Origin of the sequence: Kribbella sp. NBC_00482, assembly GCF_036013725.1 — a bacterium.
GTDB lineage: Bacteria > Actinomycetota > Actinomycetes > Propionibacteriales > Kribbellaceae > Kribbella.
The window spans coordinates 6,600,283-6,616,132 of the sequence record NZ_CP107881.1 but is presented as its reverse complement, the minus strand read 5'-3'; the positions used below and the strand labels follow the sequence as shown (position 1 = coordinate 6,616,132).

General features: G+C 68.8%; 18 protein-coding genes. 11 read left to right on the top strand and 7 right to left on the bottom strand.

What is annotated here, in order from left to right; genetic code table 11:
- Positions 1-24 precede the first annotated feature (24 nt).
- Positions 25-669, bottom strand: a complete 645-nt coding sequence (locus OHB24_RS32085; RefSeq protein ID WP_327634608.1) for a response regulator transcription factor — start codon at positions 667-669, stop codon at positions 25-27.
- On the bottom strand, positions 666-1,607 hold the full coding sequence (locus tag OHB24_RS32080) for a sensor histidine kinase (RefSeq protein ID WP_327634607.1): 942 nt from the start codon (positions 1,605-1,607) through the stop codon (positions 666-668). The genes OHB24_RS32085 and OHB24_RS32080 overlap by 4 nt, the downstream gene beginning before the upstream one ends.
- 196 nt (positions 1,608-1,803) lie before the next feature.
- Between OHB24_RS32080 and OHB24_RS32075 the strand changes: the two genes are divergently transcribed.
- Complete coding sequence (locus OHB24_RS32075) at positions 1,804-2,352, top strand: SPFH domain-containing protein (protein WP_327634606.1); 549 nt, start codon at positions 1,804-1,806, stop codon at positions 2,350-2,352.
- 4 nt (positions 2,353-2,356) lie between these two features.
- On the opposite strand, the gene OHB24_RS32070 is transcribed toward OHB24_RS32075, so the two are convergent.
- The 4 genes from OHB24_RS32070 to OHB24_RS32055 all read right to left on the bottom strand — a co-directional run bounded on the left by OHB24_RS32070 (position 2,357) and on the right by OHB24_RS32055 (position 6,702).
- Positions 2,357-3,643 carry an ArsB/NhaD family transporter gene (locus OHB24_RS32070; protein WP_327634605.1) on the bottom strand — a complete coding sequence of 429 codons (1,287 nt, stop codon included), beginning with the start codon at positions 3,641-3,643 and terminating at the stop codon, positions 2,357-2,359.
- 3 nt (positions 3,644-3,646) lie between these two features.
- Complete coding sequence (locus tag OHB24_RS32065) at positions 3,647-4,195, bottom strand: CBS domain-containing protein (RefSeq protein WP_327634604.1); 549 nt, start codon at positions 4,193-4,195, stop codon at positions 3,647-3,649.
- A gap of 210 nt (positions 4,196-4,405) precedes the next feature.
- Complete coding sequence (gene lhgO / locus OHB24_RS32060) at positions 4,406-5,602, bottom strand: L-2-hydroxyglutarate oxidase (protein ID WP_327634603.1); 1,197 nt, start codon at positions 5,600-5,602, stop codon at positions 4,406-4,408.
- 38 nt (positions 5,603-5,640) lie between these two features.
- Positions 5,641-6,702, bottom strand: coding sequence for a substrate-binding domain-containing protein (locus tag OHB24_RS32055; protein ID WP_327634602.1), 1,062 nt, complete (start codon positions 6,700-6,702; stop codon positions 5,641-5,643).
- A 107-nt stretch (positions 6,703-6,809) separates the two neighbouring features.
- Here OHB24_RS32055 and OHB24_RS32050 point away from each other — a divergent pair, with 107 nt between their 5' ends.
- The 8 genes from OHB24_RS32050 (at position 6,810) to OHB24_RS32015 (ending at position 13,326) form a co-directional block, all read left to right on the top strand.
- Entirely contained in the window at positions 6,810-7,193 is a 384-nt protein-coding gene (locus OHB24_RS32050) for a MarR family winged helix-turn-helix transcriptional regulator (RefSeq protein WP_327634601.1), read from the top strand.
- A 102-nt stretch (positions 7,194-7,295) separates the two neighbouring features.
- Positions 7,296-8,936: a purine-cytosine permease family protein gene (locus OHB24_RS32045; RefSeq protein WP_327634599.1), complete on the top strand. Its 1,641-nt coding sequence runs from the start codon at positions 7,296-7,298 to the stop codon at positions 8,934-8,936.
- On the top strand, positions 8,933-9,235 hold the full coding sequence (locus OHB24_RS32040) for an urease subunit gamma (protein WP_327634598.1): 303 nt from the start codon (positions 8,933-8,935) through the stop codon (positions 9,233-9,235). Before OHB24_RS32045 ends, OHB24_RS32040 begins: the two co-directional genes overlap by 4 nt.
- Before the next feature lie 9 nt (positions 9,236-9,244).
- Positions 9,245-9,562, top strand: coding sequence for an urease subunit beta (gene ureB, locus OHB24_RS32035; RefSeq protein ID WP_327634597.1), 318 nt, complete (start codon positions 9,245-9,247; stop codon positions 9,560-9,562).
- A complete protein-coding gene (locus OHB24_RS32030) occupies positions 9,555-11,252 on the top strand; it encodes an urease subunit alpha (protein ID WP_327634596.1) in 1,698 nt (565 codons plus the stop codon). The genes ureB and OHB24_RS32030 overlap by 8 nt, the downstream gene beginning before the upstream one ends.
- Entirely contained in the window at positions 11,252-11,950 is a 699-nt protein-coding gene (locus OHB24_RS32025; protein ID WP_327634595.1) for an urease accessory protein UreF, read from the top strand. Before OHB24_RS32030 ends, OHB24_RS32025 begins: the two co-directional genes overlap by 1 nt.
- Positions 11,943-12,656, top strand: a complete 714-nt coding sequence (gene ureG / locus OHB24_RS32020; RefSeq protein ID WP_327634594.1) for an urease accessory protein UreG — start codon at positions 11,943-11,945, stop codon at positions 12,654-12,656. Before OHB24_RS32025 ends, ureG begins: the two co-directional genes overlap by 8 nt.
- Complete coding sequence (locus OHB24_RS32015; protein WP_327634593.1) at positions 12,640-13,326, top strand: urease accessory protein UreD; 687 nt, start codon at positions 12,640-12,642, stop codon at positions 13,324-13,326. Before ureG ends, OHB24_RS32015 begins: the two co-directional genes overlap by 17 nt.
- Here OHB24_RS32015 and OHB24_RS32010 read toward each other — a convergent pair.
- Complete coding sequence (locus tag OHB24_RS32010; protein WP_327634592.1) at positions 13,314-14,237, bottom strand: zinc metalloprotease; 924 nt, start codon at positions 14,235-14,237, stop codon at positions 13,314-13,316. The genes OHB24_RS32015 and OHB24_RS32010 overlap by 13 nt on opposite strands.
- 164 nt (positions 14,238-14,401) lie before the next feature.
- On the opposite strand from OHB24_RS32010, the gene OHB24_RS32005 reads away from it, so the two are divergent.
- Together OHB24_RS32005 and OHB24_RS32000 are read left to right on the top strand one after the other, a co-directional pair.
- Positions 14,402-14,752 (top strand): PadR family transcriptional regulator, encoded by a 351-nt coding sequence (locus OHB24_RS32005; RefSeq protein WP_327634591.1) that lies wholly within the window; start codon positions 14,402-14,404, stop codon positions 14,750-14,752.
- Positions 14,749-15,735 carry a hypothetical protein gene (locus OHB24_RS32000; protein WP_327634590.1) on the top strand — a complete coding sequence of 329 codons (987 nt, stop codon included), beginning with the start codon at positions 14,749-14,751 and terminating at the stop codon, positions 15,733-15,735. The genes OHB24_RS32005 and OHB24_RS32000 overlap by 4 nt, the downstream gene beginning before the upstream one ends.
- Positions 15,736-15,850 lie beyond the last annotated feature (115 nt).

Genomic DNA, 15,850 nt, shown 5'->3' with positions numbered 1-15,850 from the left:
GCTGTTGCGCCGGTGTGAAGTTCGTCAGGGTTCGATGAGGCCGGCGCGGATGGCGTAGCGGGTGAGTTCGGTGCGGTCGCGCATGCCGAGCTTCTGGAGGATGTTGGCGCGGTGCCGTTCGACGGTCTTGTGGCTGATCGTGAGGATGCGCGCGATCTCCTTCGACGAGTGCCCCTCCGCGATCAGCTTCACGACCTCGTCCTCGCGAGCGGTCAGGACCTGACCGGGAACGCGCTCTCCCCGCCGTACCCGGTCCAGGTAGTCCCGCACCAGCGTGCTCATCACGCCGGGATACAGGAACGACTCACCGCGCCCGGCGGCCCGGCAGGCGTCGACGAGATCGCGGTCGGCGACCGACTTCAGCACGTAGCCGCTCGCGCCTGCCTTCAGCGCAGCGAAGAAGTACTGCTCGTTGTCGTACATCGACAGCATCAGCATCCGCGGCGGTTCACGCCGGCGGGACAGTTCGCGGGCCGCCTGCAGACCCGTCATCCGCGGCATCGCGACGTCGAGCACCACCAGGTCGACCGGCGTCTCGCGGAACGCCTGGAGCGCTTCCGCACCGTCTCCGGCCTCCGCGACGACCTGCAGGTCCGGTTCGCTGTCCAGGATCAGCCGTACGCCGCGGCGTACCAGGGCGTGGTCGTCGGCCAGCAGGATCCGGATCATCGCTGATCCAGCGGGACTGTCAGACGCACCGACGTACCAGTGTCACCGGGACCGACCGAGAGTTCGGCCCCGATCAGGAGAGAGCGCTCTCTCATTCCCCGGATCCCTGTGCCTTCCTCTGCGCCGCGCAGGCCCGTCCCGTCGTCGTCGACCGCCAGAACGACCGCTTGGCCTTGCCGCTGCAGCGACAGCCGCACGCTGCGGGCCTGTGAGTGGCGCGCAGCGTTGGTGAGCGCTTCCTGGGCGACGCGGTAGATCACGAGTTCCCGTTCGGCGCCCAGCTCGGGCAGGCCGGGCGAGGTGACCCGCCGTACGTGCATCCCGTGTGACGAGAACTCGGTCGCGAGCGCGGCCAGGGCCGCCTGAAGGCCGAGATCTTCGAGCACGCCCGGGCGCAGCCGTCGAGCCACGCCGCGAACCTCGTCGAGCGTGGCTCGCGCCGTCTCCTGCACTTCGAGCAGGTCCTTCTGCACAGCCTCGGGCACGCCCGACGACAGCTGTTTGAGACCGAGCAGTACGGCGGTGAGGCCCTGACCGATCTCGTCGTGCAGCTCGCGCGCGATCCGGTGCCGCTCCGCCTCCTGCGCGGCGAGCGCTTTCGCGTTGCTCCGGCCGCGTTCGGTCTCCAGGCGTTCGAGCATCGCGTTGAAACCGCGCACGAGTTGCTCGACCGCGCCGTTGCGTGACTCGGGCAACCGGCGTCCGGGCCGTTGCAGGTCGACGGTGTCCATCAGCCGGATCAGCCGGTCGAGTGGCGCGAGGCTCGTGCGCAACAGCATCGAGTTGAGGACGACGATGCCGATCAGGCCGAGCACGAGGACGACGGCCTCCGAGACGAGTACGGTCGCGGACACCGTCACCGGGGCCAGCGCCAGCGCGGCGGTCCCGACCACGAACACCAGTCCGTTGATCAGGCAGACCCGCCAGTACAAAGGCATTCCGGCTGCTGTCTTCACCGCTCCAGCCTCCATCACGTGCGTCGAGGATGTCCATGCGACCGGGCAAAGGTGGGTGTCAGCACTCATACCGTCGCCCTGTTCCGGCGGCCAGACTGGAGCTGCGGCGGGGCGCGCCTGACGTGCCGAGGGGGTCGTTGGCGAGTGCCTCGCCGCACCAACGGCCCCGGGAGGCAGCATGTACGTCGCAACCACCGTCCTCGCGTCGCCGGCCGCCCGTCCTTGGGCGATTCTGGCCACGCTTCTCGTCCTCGCGGCGGTTGCCGCGATCGAGCCACGGGTGGTCCCCCGCGGCCACTGGCTCGTCGTACTGCGGTCCGGCCGCACCCACCGGGTTCTCGCCGGCGGGCTCGCGATCCGCGTGCCGTTGCTCGAGCGGTACGTCTGGTTGCCGAGGGCATGCACCCGGCGGCCATTCGTTGTCACGGCCCGCAGCCAGGACGGTGTCGAGGTCCGTGTCTCCGGCGAGATCGGAATCCGCATCGTGGACCCGGCGGTGGCCGTCGAGAACGCGCTCTCTCCGCTGGATCTCGCGCTGGACGAGGCCGAGCGGGCGCTCATCCGGACCGTCGCCCGCTGCGGCGTCACGGCGCTCGCCGAGCTTCCGCCGTACCTCGAGCTCGCGATCGAGATCCCCGGCATCCAGGTCACCCCGGTGGACCTGGGAAACGTGGAGATCGCTCTCTCGCCGTTCTCGCTGCGCACGGTGGCCCATCAGGAGAAGTAGCCCGTCATACGAAGTACCGCAGCCACACGTACACCCAGGCGAGTCCGATGCTGAGCGCCGTCACCACGACGCCGTACCGCGTGAACTGCCAGAACGTGATGTGATGCCCACTCCGGGAGGCGATCCCGAGCGCGACCACATTGGCGCTGGCGGCGACCGCCGTACCGTTGCCGCCGAAGTCGGCGCCGAGCGCGAACGCCCACCACAACGACTGCCCGGTCCGGTGGTCCGGCGCCTGCTCCACGACGCCTTCGACCACCGGCGTCATCGTGGCGACGTACGGAATGTTGTCGAAGAACGCGCCGAGTACGCCGGAGCCGAACAGTATCGCCGTTGCCGCCAGCAAGTACCGGTCGCCGATCGCGGCGACCGCCCAGTCGCCGATCGCCTCGATCACGCCGGTGTGTACCAGTCCGGACACCATCACGAACAGGCCCATGAAGAACACCAGCGTCGACCACTCGACCTCGCGCAGCACCTCACCGACATCGGCTTTCGCCACCAGCACCATCACGCCGGCGCCGATCAGCGCGACCAGCGACGGTTCGAGATGGATCACCGAGTGCAGCGAGAAACCCGCGACCATCACCGCCAGCACCGCCAGGCAGCGGGCCAGCAACCACGGATCACGGATCGCCCGCCGTTCCTGCAACGCGAGGATCGCGGAGACCTGCTCCGGGTTGTACCGGAAGTCCTTCCGGAACAGGAACCTCGCCAGGACGACGAACAGCACGAACACGATCACCACGATCGGGGTCATGTGCACGAGGAAGTCGTTGAACGACAAGCCGGCGCGGCTGCCGATGATGATGTTCGGCGGGTCACCGATCAGCGTCGCGGCGCCGCCGATGTTGGACGCGAGCACCTCGGCGATCAGGTACGGCTGCGGCGGGATCCGGAGCCGTTCGCAGACCACGATCGTCACCGGCGCGACCAGCATGATCGTGGTCACGTTGTCCAGGAACGGCGAGGCGACCGCGGTGATGATCATCAGCAGCACCATCAGCCGGTACGGCTGGCCGCGGGAGCGTTTCGCCGCCCAGATCCCCAGGTAGTCGAACACGCCGGTCTGCTTGATGATCCCGATCACGATCATCATGCCGAAGAGCAGGAAGATGACGTTCCAGTCGATCCCTTCGTGCTCGGAGAAGAACACCTCGGTCCCCGGGGCGAGACCGAGCACCAGCATGGCGGCGGCGCCGATCAGCACCACCTTGACCTTGTCGGCCTTCTCGGTCGCGATGTAGAAGAACGCCAAGCCGAAGATCACCAACGCGACGAGGGGCCTCACACCTCACCCCGGCGGCTGGTCTTCGAGCCCGGCAACGGCCAAGCTGGTCAGCAAGCGATCCAGGGTGATGACGCCGGTCAGCGCGCCGTCCGTGCCTGCCACGGCGACCAGGGGGCTGCGTCCGCGCGCCATCACGGCAGCGATCTCGAGCAGGGTCGCGTCGGCGGTCACGGTCAACGGCCGCGCGATCGGCCGCGGCAGGCAGTCGCCGACCGTGAGACCGCCGAGCTCGCGCCAGAACGCGTCCGCCGACTCCTCGTCCACGGCCCGCACCAGCATCGGGTCGTCCTGGTACGCCGCCGGAATGCTCAGCCTCAGCACCTGCGAACCCGGCAGCACCGCGAGCGGCCGCCCCCGGTCGTCCACGACCACCAGGCCGGGCATCCGCCCGACCGCCATCAACTGCACCGCCTTGACCACGGGATCGTGCACCGTGACCGTCGGCAGGCCGATCGCTATGTCGCCGGCCCGCATCGCCACACCCTGCATCGACATACCCTGCTTGGCCGCACCCATCGCGCCGACCGCCTTGACCGCCTTGACACTGTTCACCCTGGCCTCCCTGGCCGCCCGGGAACGGCGGCCGCACTCAGAGATCAGTCTTCGTGCGCAGGCAGGCAGCAACCATGGGGTCCAGACCCCAACTCGAGTCCTAGGCGACGCTCCGTACGGCGTCGGTCACGCAGGCCAGGGCGAGCAACCTGACGATGTCGACGTGCATGTCGACCCGGGCGTGCGGTGGCGTGATGGACCGGGCGTAGGTCAGGCGCGATCGGCGGAGAGTTCCTCGGCGATACGGTCGCCGATGACGAGGCAGGCGGTGGCGGCGGGCGACGGCGCGTTCAGTACGTGCAGGGCGCGGCCGTCGCGGAGGAACAGGAAGTCGTCGACCAGCTTTCCGTCGCGGGTCACGGCCTGAGCGCGGACGCCCGCGCCGGACCGGCGTACGTCGGAGACCTGCAACTCCGGCAGCATCCGCCGCGCTTCGCGGACCAGCGCACGACCGGTGAGCGAGCGAACGATCTCCTTCGCGCCGGTGCGTGCGTACCGGCGCGCGAGCTTCCAGGAACCGCGGTACGTCGCTGCCTCCCAGACATCCCGCGCGACGATCTGTCGCCACGAGTAGCCTTCGCGGGACAGCGCCGGGACGGCGTTCGGGCCGAGGTGGACGCTGCCGTCGATACCGCGGGTCAGGTGGACACCGAGGAACGGCAGGTCGGGGTCGGGCACCGGATACACCAGCCCCTTCACCAGGTACTCCCGCTCGGGAACGAGCTCGCTGAACTCCCCGCGGAACGGCAGGATGCGAACCCCCGGTTCGAGACCCGACGCCCGCGCAAGACGGTCGCTGTGCAAGCCTGCGCACACGGCCACCCGGTCTGCCTCGATCACCTCATCCGTCGTCCGCACGCGCACCACGGAGCCGGCATTCTCGACCGCCGTCACGGACACACCGGTCCGGATCTCGCCGCCTGCCGCCCGTACGTCGTCGGCGAGCGCGGCGGCCACCAACTTGAAGTCGACGCGTCCCGTCGAGTCGACCGCGAGAGCACCCTTCACCCGCAGGTGCGGTTCACGCTCCGCGACCTCGCCCAGGTTCAGCCGGCGTACCGGGACACCGTTCTCGCGGCCGATCCCGAACAGGCGATCGAGCTGCGGCAGTTCGGCCTCGGTCGTCGCCACGACCAGCTTGCCCGGCACGTCGAGCGGGATGCCCTTCTCCTCGCAGTACTCGCGCAGCGCCGTACCGCCCGCCACCGCGAACCGCGCCTTCAGCGAGCCGGGACGGTAGTACAGCCCCGAATGCACGACGCCCGAGTTGTGCCCGGTCTGGTGGGCCCCGACGGCCGGTTCCTTCTCCAGTACGACGACCGGCGTACCGGGATCGAGCCGCTGCAGGCTTCGCGCCACAGCCAGCCCCACGATCCCGCCACCGACAACCACCGCAGATCTCGTCACCTGTGAAAGGAGCACGATCCGCGGTCAGAAATACACTGCTAGGCGGTGTGGGCGATCTGCTCCTGGATTCGGAATTCGAGGCCGTCGGCGACCGCCAGGTACACGTCCTGGTCGACGAGATTGCCGTCGAGCCGCAGCAGCCCGCGCGGGCTGTCGTAGAAGTGACCGCTCGGGAGCCCGGCCGACATTGCGATCGAGCCGCTGATCTCGCCGAGCCGGGCGAGGAAGCGGATCGCCTCGTAACAGGACTCACCCACCGCGTTGAGGGCCGGCGCGAAGGCCCCGAAGCGGGCGTAGTACTGCTGGGCGAACTCGCTGCTTTCGACGGTCGCGAGCTTGTCGAAGTACGCCGCGGCCGCGTAGACGCCGTGGTTCGCGCCCGATCCGGCGCCGAGCAGCGTGTTCTCCTCGATCGCCGGGCTGAGCCGGAGCAGTCGCTCGCTCAATCCACCGGCCGCGAACTGGCGGTTGAAGTGCACCGCGTCCTGGCCCATGAGGAGCATGATCACGCCGTCGGCGTCGGTTGCCCGGAGCCCGTCGATCACGTCCCGGAAGTCCGCCGTACCGAGTGGGACGTACGCCGAGTGCACGATCTCGGATCCCGTTCCCTGCAAGGCTTCCTGGGCCACCGAGCCGGTGACCCGCGGATAGACGTAGTCGTTGCCGACGACAACCCAACGCCGGGCGCCGAGGTGCTCGCGCAACCAGTGCGCCGCCGGCAGCAGCTGGTTGACCGGGCGCTCGCCGAGCATGAACACACCAGGCGTGTCGTCACCGCCCTCGTGCATCGCGGCGAACGCGTACACCACCCGCCCGCCGATGCGTCGGGTCAGCGCGACCCGGACCGCGGAGATGTGCCAGCCGGCCACGGCCTCGACCCGACCCGCGTCGACGAGCCGCCCCACATCCTCGGCGACAACCTCGGGCGGGCGGCCGGCGTCCACCTGGACGAGCTCGACCCGGCGGCCGGCGATGCCGTTCCGTGCGTTCAGTTGCTCGACCGCGAGCTGGCCGCAGGCGAGACAGGACGGTCCGTAGATCCCGGTCGGACCCTGCAGCGGCACGACGAAGGCGATCGGCAGTACGTCGGAGCGCGCCACCGTCACCTCCTCCCGCCGTACATTCGGTCCAGTGTGGACGAACCGGAGGCGGAAGTTCGACCGAACGGCTATATTTCCCACCACCTGAACCGATGAGGGGGTCCCGCGTGCTCCTCTTGCTGAAGCGGATCGAGCGGCAACTCGAGCTGGGTCTGCAGCCGTTGCTCGACGAGTTCGGCCTGACGATCGAGCAGTGGCGGATCATGGCCGCGCTTCACGAGGAGCCCGGGCAGCCGATGTCGGTGCTCGCGGAGTCCGCCGTACTGCCGGCCGCGAGCCTGACCCGGCACGTCGACAAGCTGGTCGAGCGCGGCCTGGTGCTGCGGCGCATCCACCCGGACGACAAGCGCCGGATCGTCACGGCGCTCTCCCCCGTCGGCGGCACGGTCGCCGCTCGCCTCGCTCCCGCTCAACGCGAGCTCGAGGCGGACCTGGCGAAGTACTTCCAGATGGAAATACACGAACGTAGCAGCTCGGCAACACACCGGTAACACGGCGTTCCTAGGTTCCTTCCATTCGGGTGCATCCCCGCCGGCAGCGTCGCCGGTCCGCCGGAGCACCGCTCGCCCGAAGGTGCCGCCAGGAGTTCGCCCATGTCTGTGGAACCCTCGCTCGACCACCGCACCACCGCTGAAGCCCCCGCACCCACCACCGCGACCCGCGAGACGCTGGAGGACTACACCCTCCGGTTCGCGCCGCGCAGCTACCGCAAATGGTCGACCGGCGTCGTCGCCGTCTCGGCCCTCGGCGGGATCGCCTATCTCGCCGACTTCGCGATCGGCGCGAACATCGGGATCGCGTACGGGACCACGAACGCGCTGTGGGGTATCGCGATCTTCGCCGTGGTGATCTTCGCGACCGGCCTGCCGCTCGCGTACTACGCCGCGCGCTACAACATCGACCTCGACCTGATCACCCGCGGCAGCGGCTTCGGGTACTACGGCTCGGTCGTCACCAACGTGATCTTCGCGTCGTTCACGTTCATCTTCTTCGCACTCGAAGGCTCCATCATGGCGCAGGGCCTTCAACTAGGCCTTCATGTGCCGCTGTGGCTCGGGTACGCCGTGTCCACGCTGGTGATCTTCCCGTTGGTGATCTACGGGATGAAGGTGCTGTCGACACTCCAGGTGTGGACGACGCCGCTGTGGCTGATCCTGATGGTGCTGCCGTTCTGCTACCTGCTCATCTCGCACCCGTCGTCGGTGTCGACGTTCTTCGACTACGGTCCGGACGCCGACTTCGGATCGATGCTGCTGGCCGCCGGCGTGTGCCTGTCGCTGATCGCGCAGATCGCCGAACAGATCGACTACCTGCGGTTCATGCCGCCGAAGACCCCGGAGAACTCGCGCCGGTGGTGGACCGCGATGCTGCTGGCCGGGCCGGGCTGGGTGATCTTCGGCGCCCTGAAGCAGGTGATCGGCCTGTTCCTGGCCGTCTACCTGATCGCGAACGTCGCCGACTCGTCGTCGATCGCGAACCAGCCGGTGCACCAGTTCCTCGAGATCTACCGCGGGTTCCTGCCCGGGTGGCTGGCGATGACGCTGGCCGTCGTACTGGTCGTCATCAGCCAGGTGAAGATCAACGTGACGAACGCGTACTCCGGTTCGCTGGCCTGGACGAACTCGTACACGCGGCTGACCCGGCACTACCCCGGACGGCTCGTGTTCCTCGGGTTCAACCTGGTGATCGCGCTGGTGCTGATGGAGGCGAACATGTTCGACTTCCTGAACACCATCCTCGGGTTCTACGCAAACTGCGGGATGGCGTGGATCGTGGTCGTTGCCTCGGACATCGTGTTCAACAAGTACCTGCTGGGGTTGTCGCCCAAGGCTCCGGAGTTCCGGCGCGGCATGCTGTACGCCGTCAACCCGGTCGGCTTCGGGTCGATGGCGGCCGCCGCCGGCCTCTCGATCGTCGTGTTCTTCGGTGGACTCGGCGAAGGGATCAAGCCGTACTCGCCGCTCGTCGCGATCGGCCTCGCCCTCGTCCTGCCGCCGGTGCTGGCCGTTCTCACCCGTGGCAAGTACTACCTGCGGCGGGACAACGACGGGCTGGACCTGCCGATGTACGACGAGCACGGCAACCCGTCCGGTGAAGTGCTGACGTGCCACGTGTGCCGACAGCAGTACGAGCGCCCCGACATGACCGCCTGCGAAACGCACTCCGCCGCAGTGTGCTCGCTGTGCCTCAGCACGGACAAGGTCGCCGACCACGTCCTACCGTTGCAAGCATGAACTTCACTCCCGCCGATGTCGAGAAGTTGCTGCTCTCCGTGGCCGGCATGGTCGCCCGCGACCGGCTGGCCCGGGGAGTGCTTCTCAACCACCCCGAAACCGTCGCCCTGCTCAGCACCTGGGTGATCGAACGCGCCCGCGAAGGCGCTCGCGTCGCCGACCTGATGGAATCCGGCCGCACCGTCCTCACCCGCGACCAGGTCATGCCCGGCGTCGCCGAACTCCTGCACGACGTGCAGGTCGAGGCGACGTTCCCGGACGGCCGCAAGCTCGTCACCATCCACAATCCGATCGTCTGAGGGAGAGGTATGAGTGCTCCAGGTGAGATTCGCGTTCGGCCCGGAACCATCACGCTGAACGCCGACCGCTCCGACGACGAACGTTTGCGGCTGGTGATCGTGAACGCCGGCGACCGGCCGATCCAGATCGGCTCGCATCTGCATCTGCCCGACGCCAACAGCGCGCTCGCCTTCGACCGGGAGGCCGCGCAGGGCTTCCGGCTGGACATCCCGTCGGGTACGTCGCAGCGGTTCGAGCCCGGCGCCTCACGTGAGGTGGCGCTGGTCGCGCTCCGCGGTCGGCGGCTGGTGCCCGGGATCCAGCTCAAGCAGGTGGATCGTGGTTGAGATCTCGCGCGCGGCGTACGCCGCCCTGTACGGGCCGACCGTCGGCGACCAGGTGCGCCTCGGCGACACAGACCTCTGGGTCGAGGTCGAGCAGGACTTCACCGTCGGCGGCGAGGAGGTCGTCTTCGGCGGCGGCAAGTCGATCCGCGAGTCGATGGCGCAAGGTACGACGACCCGCGCGGAGGGTGCGCCCGACACCATCATCAGCAACGTGCTGGTCGTGGACTGGTGGGGCATCGTCCGCGCCGACGTAGGCATCCGCGACGGCCGGATCGTCGCCCTCGGCCGCGCGGGCAATCCGGACATCGCGGACGGCGTACATCCCGACCTCCAGATCGGCCCATCCACCGACGTCATCGCCGGCGAGGGTCGCATCCTCACCGCCGGCGCGATCGACGCGCACGTCCACCTGCTGTCGCCGTCGCAGCTTCACGAGGCGCTCGCGACCGGGATCACCACGATCGTCGGCGGCGGCACCGGCCCGAGTGAGGGCTCGAAGGCGACCACGGTCACCCCCGGCGCGTGGCACCTCGAGCAGATGCATCGCGCGCTCGACGCCGTACCGCTGAACATCCTCCTGCTCGGCAAGGGGAACACCGTCAGCGCCGAGGCCCTCGCCGAACAAGCGCTCGCCGGTGCCGCCGGGTACAAGCTGCACGAGGACTGGGGTTCGACCCCGGCAGCGATCGACACAGCTCTGCGCGCTGCGGACGAGTGGGGTCTGCAGGTCGCGCTGCACGCCGACAGCCTGAACGAGGCAGGGTACGTCGAGTCGACGCTCGGCGCGATCGCGGGCCGGGGCATCCACGCGTTCCACGTCGAGGGCGCGGGCGGCGGTCACGCGCCGGACATCCTCACGATCGCGTCGTACCCGCATGTCATCCCGGGCTCGACGAACCCCACGTTGCCGCACACCGTCAACACGATCGCCGAGCACCTCGACATGCTCATGGTCTGCCACCACCTCAGCCCCGACGTCCCCGAGGATCTCGCGTTCGCCGAGTCCCGGATCCGCGCCACCACGATCGCGGCCGAGGACATCCTGCACGACCTCGGCGCGCTGTCGGTCACCTCGTCCGACGCGCAGGCGATGGGCCGGATCGGCGAGGTCATCACCCGCACCTGGCAGGTCGCCCACGTGATGAAACACCGCCGCGGCCCGCTCGGCACGGTCGCCGACAACGAGCGGGTACGCCGGTACGTCGCGAAGTACACGATCAACCCGGCCATTGCCCACGGCATCGATCACGTCGTCGGCTCGGTCGAACCGGGCAAGCTCGCGGACCTCACGCTCTGGGACCCGCGGTACTTCGGCGTCCGCCCGAACCTCGTGATCAAGGGCGGCGCGATCGCCTGGGCCGCCCTCGGCGATCCGAACGCGTCGATCCCGACGCCGCAGCCGGTGCTGATGCGGCCCGCGTTCGGCGACGCGATCGGGGCGGATCTCTCGTACACGTTCGTATCGCCGGCCGCGCTCGAGGACGGGCTGGCCGAGCGGCTCGGTCTGCGCCGGAAGCTGCTCGGCGTACGTCCGACGCGGGAGCTCACCAAAGCCGACCTGAAGAACAACGACGCGCTGCCGGCGATCGACATCGACCCGGAGACGTTCGCGATCAAGGTCGACGGCGAGCTGGTCGAGCCGGCGCCGGCGTCGGTCCTCCCACTCGCTCAGCTCTACGCGATGTTCTGATGGGCAACGCGGAGCTGGTCGCGATGATGCTCGCCGACGGCCGGCTGCCGACCGGCGGGCACACCCAGTCCGGCGGACTGGAGCCCGCCGTACGCGCGGGCCTGGGTGCCGACGGCAAGCAACTCGCCGACGTGGCGGCGTACGCCCGGGATCGCCTCCGTACGACGACCCGCGTCGAAGCCGCCGTCGCCGTAGTCACCCTTTGCGGAACAAATGTTGCACCAGACGACGAAAATGTTCCGCAAACCACCATCGCCCTGGTCGAGGCCGCCTGGGCTGCGCGGGTGCCGAGTCACGTCGTACGAGGCGTCTCGCGACGGCAGGGCCGCCTGTTGTTGCGCCTCGCACGCCGCGTTTGGCCCGACGTATCGGCGTACCTGCCGAACGACGGCGAGATCGCGAGACCCGTAGTACTCGGGGTCGTCGGTGCCGTGACCGGCCTGTCCGCGGAGCAGGTCGCGCGCACCGTCGCGTACGACGACGCGCAAACAGTCATCTCCGCGTCCTTGAAGTTGCTCCCCGTAGACCCCGCCGACGCCGCGGCCTGGTTGGCCGGGCTGCACGACGACATCGAGTGGCTCGTCAAGGACGTCGCGCCTCTGACCCGAATCGACGAGATCCCGGCCGACGGTGCGCCGCTGATCGACGTGTTCGCGCACAACCATGCCATTGAGAGAATGAGGTTGTTCCATGCCTGAGACCCGCTCCTTCCGTCTCGGTGTCGCCGGACCGGTCGGCACCGGCAAGAGCTCGCTGATCGCGACCGTCTGCCGCGAACTCGCCGACGAACTCCGGCTCGGTGTGATCACCAACGACATCTACACCGACGAGGACGCGCGACTGCTCCGCTCGGCCGGCGTACTCGACCCGGAACGCATCCGCGCCGTCGAGACCGGCGCTTGCCCGCACACCGCGATCCGCGACGACGTCACGCCGAACCTGATCGCGGTCGAGGACCTCGAACGCGACTTCGCCCCGCTCGATGTCGTACTGGTCGAGTCCGGCGGCGACAACCTGACCGCGACGTTCTCCCCCGCGCTCGTCGACGCGCAGATCTTCGTACTCGACGTCGCCGGCGGCGGCGACGTGGCACGCAAGGGTGGCCCCGGCATCGCCCGCGCCGACCTTCTCATCGTGAACAAGACCGACCTGGCGCCGTACGTCGGGGTCGACGTCGAGCAGATGGTGAAGGACGCCTCGGAGGCCCGTGACGGGAAACCCGTGATAGCGCTCTCTCGCACGGATCCTGCCTCGGTCGCCCTCTTGACCGAATGGGTGCGCTCGATGGCGCACGTCGTACGCGCCGGTGACCACACGCCCATCGATCCCGGACCGATGGCCCCGCATTCGCACGTCGGCGAGGACGGCGAGCTGATCACGCACACCCATGCCCACACGCATTGAGGTCGTCGCCGACCCGGTCCGCGACCGCTGTCTGCTGACGACCGACCACCTGTCACCGCGGCAACTGCCCGGTGCTGACGGCGTGGTGCGCGTCGCTCTCGTCGCCGCCGGCGCGCTGCTGCTCGCCGGCGACGACGTACGTATCGAGATCGCGGTCTCCGGCGCCGTACGGCTGGAGATCGTCGAGACCGCCGGAACCGTTGCCTACGGCATGCGTGGCGGCTCAGCGCGCTGGGACATCGACATCCGGCTCACCGACGGCGCGAGCCTCCAGTGGTACGCCGAACCTTTCGTCGTCTCCGCCGACGCCGATGTCACTCGTACGACGACCGCACACCTCGCGACCGGCTGCACCGCACACCTTCGCGAGTCACTCGTCCTGGGACGCCACGGCGAAACCGGCGGCGTTCTGCGCACCGCGACCCGCGCCTGGCTCGGCGAGGACCTGCTCCTCGCCGAGGATCTCGACCTCTCCCCCGAAACCCGCACCGGCTGGGCAGTCCTGGGCACGAACCGTTGCCTCGACACCGTGACCACACTCGGCTTCCGGCTACCCGACGACCCGCAGACCCTGCAACTCGAAGGCCCGGGCTCGATCGCCCGCCGCCTGGTCCACGAACAGCACCAGAGCACCCTCAACCACCCAGCCTCCGCGAGCTACGCCCGGTAAGCGCTCCACATGTTGGTCATGCGGGTGCTCTGGCCCGAGGTGAACTGGTTGTAGCAGGAGTCGTACGAGTAGTCCATGTAGTTGTGGATCGGGTCCAGGCCCGGCAGCGAGCACGAGTCCCGTCCGGTCGGGCAGCCATTGGTCGGGCTGCTCTGCGCGGGAGTGTCGGCGACCTCGTCGTTCGTCGCCGTACAACCGCCCTGGAAGGTGTGGTAGAGCCCGAGCCAGTGGCCCGCCTCGTGCGTCGCGGTCTCACCGAGGTCGTAGTTCGTCGCCGAGCCACCGGGCAGCGACGTGTAATGCACCCGGATCCCGTCGATGCCGGGCTGCCGTGCGTAGTCCCACGGGAACGTCGCGATCCCGAGGTACGCGAAGTCGACCAGCCAGATGTTCAGCGCGTTCTTGCCGCCCTGACGGGTCTTCTTGCGGTACGCGCTGCTCTGCTTGTCCTTGTGCCACTGGTTGTTGTCGTACTTGTTGACGCCGGCCAGCGTGAACGTGAAACCGGTGTTCGCGGCCTGCGACGACTCCTGACCGCCGTACGTCTTGTTCAGTACGGCGATCTGCTGCGAGATCTGGGTGGCGGTGACATCACCGTTACCGCTGGCGTCCCGCATCACGTGAACGTAGACGGGCACGTTCACCGACGCCGCGGCGCCGCGGGCGGTCTTTGCCTTCAGCAACCGCGCCGTCTGGGCCTCGATCGCCTTCTGCTCGGCGGCCGAGATGTCCCGGGTGTCGGCACCGTGACCGCCCTTCGCGGACGCGCCGGCAGTCGGCGGCACGAAGCAGTCCGGCGCCTCGCCGACCGGCGTTCGCGCGGAGGCTTGACCGCTGAGCGGAGTCAGGAGCAGGGCCGAGCCGGCCACCAGGACCGCCACGGCACGGGAACGAGGAATCAGAGATCGCATAGCTGCGCTCCTCCGGGTCGAGCCGCTGGACGGGCGGCCGGTTGCCCCGAATACTGCCCAGCACTTACCTGACACGGAAGCGGTCGTTCCCCGAATCAGGGGAATCCTTCGATGCAATGAGTCAATGATTGATATATACCGATGAACTGACTATGGTCTGGGTCATGTCGATTTCCGAGATGCGCGAGCCGACGTTCCTCGTTCTGGCCGCGCTCGCCGACGGCCGCAAGCACGGTTACGCGGTGATCAGCGAAGTGTCGGGCCTGTCCAGCGGCCGCGTCACCCTCCGCCCGGGCACCCTCTACGCCGCCCTCGACCGCCTCCGCGACGAGGGGCTGGTCCGCCCAGCCGGCGAGGAGATCGTCGACGGCCGCCTCCGCCGGTACTACGAACTCACGGACGCCGGCGCCGAGGCGCTGGCCACCGAGGCAGCTCGCCTTCAGTCCAACGCCGACCAGGCGCTCCGCAGGCTCCGACTCCGACTGGGCCCCGCGGCCGGAGGTGGTGTCGCGTGAACGCCCTGTATCGCGCAGTACTGAAGTGCTACCCGCGCTGGTGGCGCGACCAGCACGGCGAAGAGGCTCTCGGTGTCTTGCTTGACTCCGCGGAGGCTCGCGGCCGCGCCGACTTCAGGGATTTGCTCAATCTGGCGGCCCACGCCGCTCGGCTCCGGCTGACCCAGGCAGGTCCGCCCACCCTGGCCCAGGGGATCCGCAACCGTGTGTCGGTGATCGCGCTGGCATTGCTGGGCGCGATCAGCAGCACGTTCCTGGTCTTCGGTGAGTGGGCGCCTTGGGATCCGCGGACGAGTATGGAGGGCTCGCCGATCGGCAACGTGACCACCGGATCGATCTGCTTCCTCGCCGGGCTGCTCGCCACGACCGCGATGATCCTCGGTCGGGCAGCCTCTGCACGTTGGCTCGCGGCCTTCAGTGCGCTGAGCGCGCTGGCGATCATGGCGCCGCCGATCGAGCCGCTCGCGCACAGCCTGGGCTTCACCCGGCCGCCAGGCGGCATCCTCGCCTTCGTCATCATGATCGGCGCCCTCGCCGCGACCGGTCAGCCGCTGCGACCGCGCAGCAGCTCCCGCGGCCTGTTCGCGCTGCTGGCGGGCGGTCCGACGATCACCGCGATGCTCGTACTCGCGCCCTCACTCGGACCCGAGCCATGGTTCTACTACCGCCTGCCTGACCAGGTCTCGCTGCGGATCGGGCTCGGAATCCTGCTGGGCACCGGCCTGATCGTGCTCGCCACCGTCCTGCTGATCGCGGGTCACCGGGTCTGGGGAGCGGCACTCGCCGTGAACTCGTCGCCCTGGCTGCTCTTGTTCGCTCTCGATCCGACGGTGCAAGGTCTCGGGATCACGCCGGTCGGCGGCCTGAGCCTGCTGGCCCTCGTGATCATGGCCGCGTCGCTCGCCGGCGTGATCGTCGTCCGGATCGGCCGGCACCGTCAGCCGGACACCTTCAGCCGCCTCACGACAAAGTCCCAGGGATAGCGCGGATCTCGAGGTCTTGCGGTCGAATTATCGATCACTTACTGTCTGGGTGATCGATAACTCGGGCCCCGTGACGCCGTCGCGGGGCAGCACTGATCGCCGTGTGACCTCCCCG

Coding starts and splice junctions, on each gene's coding strand:
- OHB24_RS32085 (WP_327634608.1), bottom strand. CDS start 669: ATGATCCGGATCCTGCTGGCCGACGACCACGCCCTGGTACGCCGCGGC.
- OHB24_RS32080 (WP_327634607.1), bottom strand. CDS start 1,607: ATGCCTTTGTACTGGCGGGTCTGCCTGATCAACGGACTGGTGTTCGTG.
- OHB24_RS32075 (WP_327634606.1), top strand. CDS start 1,804: ATGTACGTCGCAACCACCGTCCTCGCGTCGCCGGCCGCCCGTCCTTGG.
- OHB24_RS32045 (WP_327634599.1), top strand. CDS start 7,296: ATGTCTGTGGAACCCTCGCTCGACCACCGCACCACCGCTGAAGCCCCC.
- OHB24_RS32040 (WP_327634598.1), top strand. CDS start 8,933: ATGAACTTCACTCCCGCCGATGTCGAGAAGTTGCTGCTCTCCGTGGCC.
- ureB (WP_327634597.1), top strand. CDS start 9,245: ATGAGTGCTCCAGGTGAGATTCGCGTTCGGCCCGGAACCATCACGCTG.
- OHB24_RS32025 (WP_327634595.1), top strand. CDS start 11,252: ATGGGCAACGCGGAGCTGGTCGCGATGATGCTCGCCGACGGCCGGCTG.
- ureG (WP_327634594.1), top strand. CDS start 11,943: ATGCCTGAGACCCGCTCCTTCCGTCTCGGTGTCGCCGGACCGGTCGGC.
- OHB24_RS32015 (WP_327634593.1), top strand. CDS start 12,640: ATGCCCACACGCATTGAGGTCGTCGCCGACCCGGTCCGCGACCGCTGT.
- OHB24_RS32010 (WP_327634592.1), bottom strand. CDS start 14,237: ATGCGATCTCTGATTCCTCGTTCCCGTGCCGTGGCGGTCCTGGTGGCC.
- OHB24_RS32005 (WP_327634591.1), top strand. CDS start 14,402: ATGTCGATTTCCGAGATGCGCGAGCCGACGTTCCTCGTTCTGGCCGCG.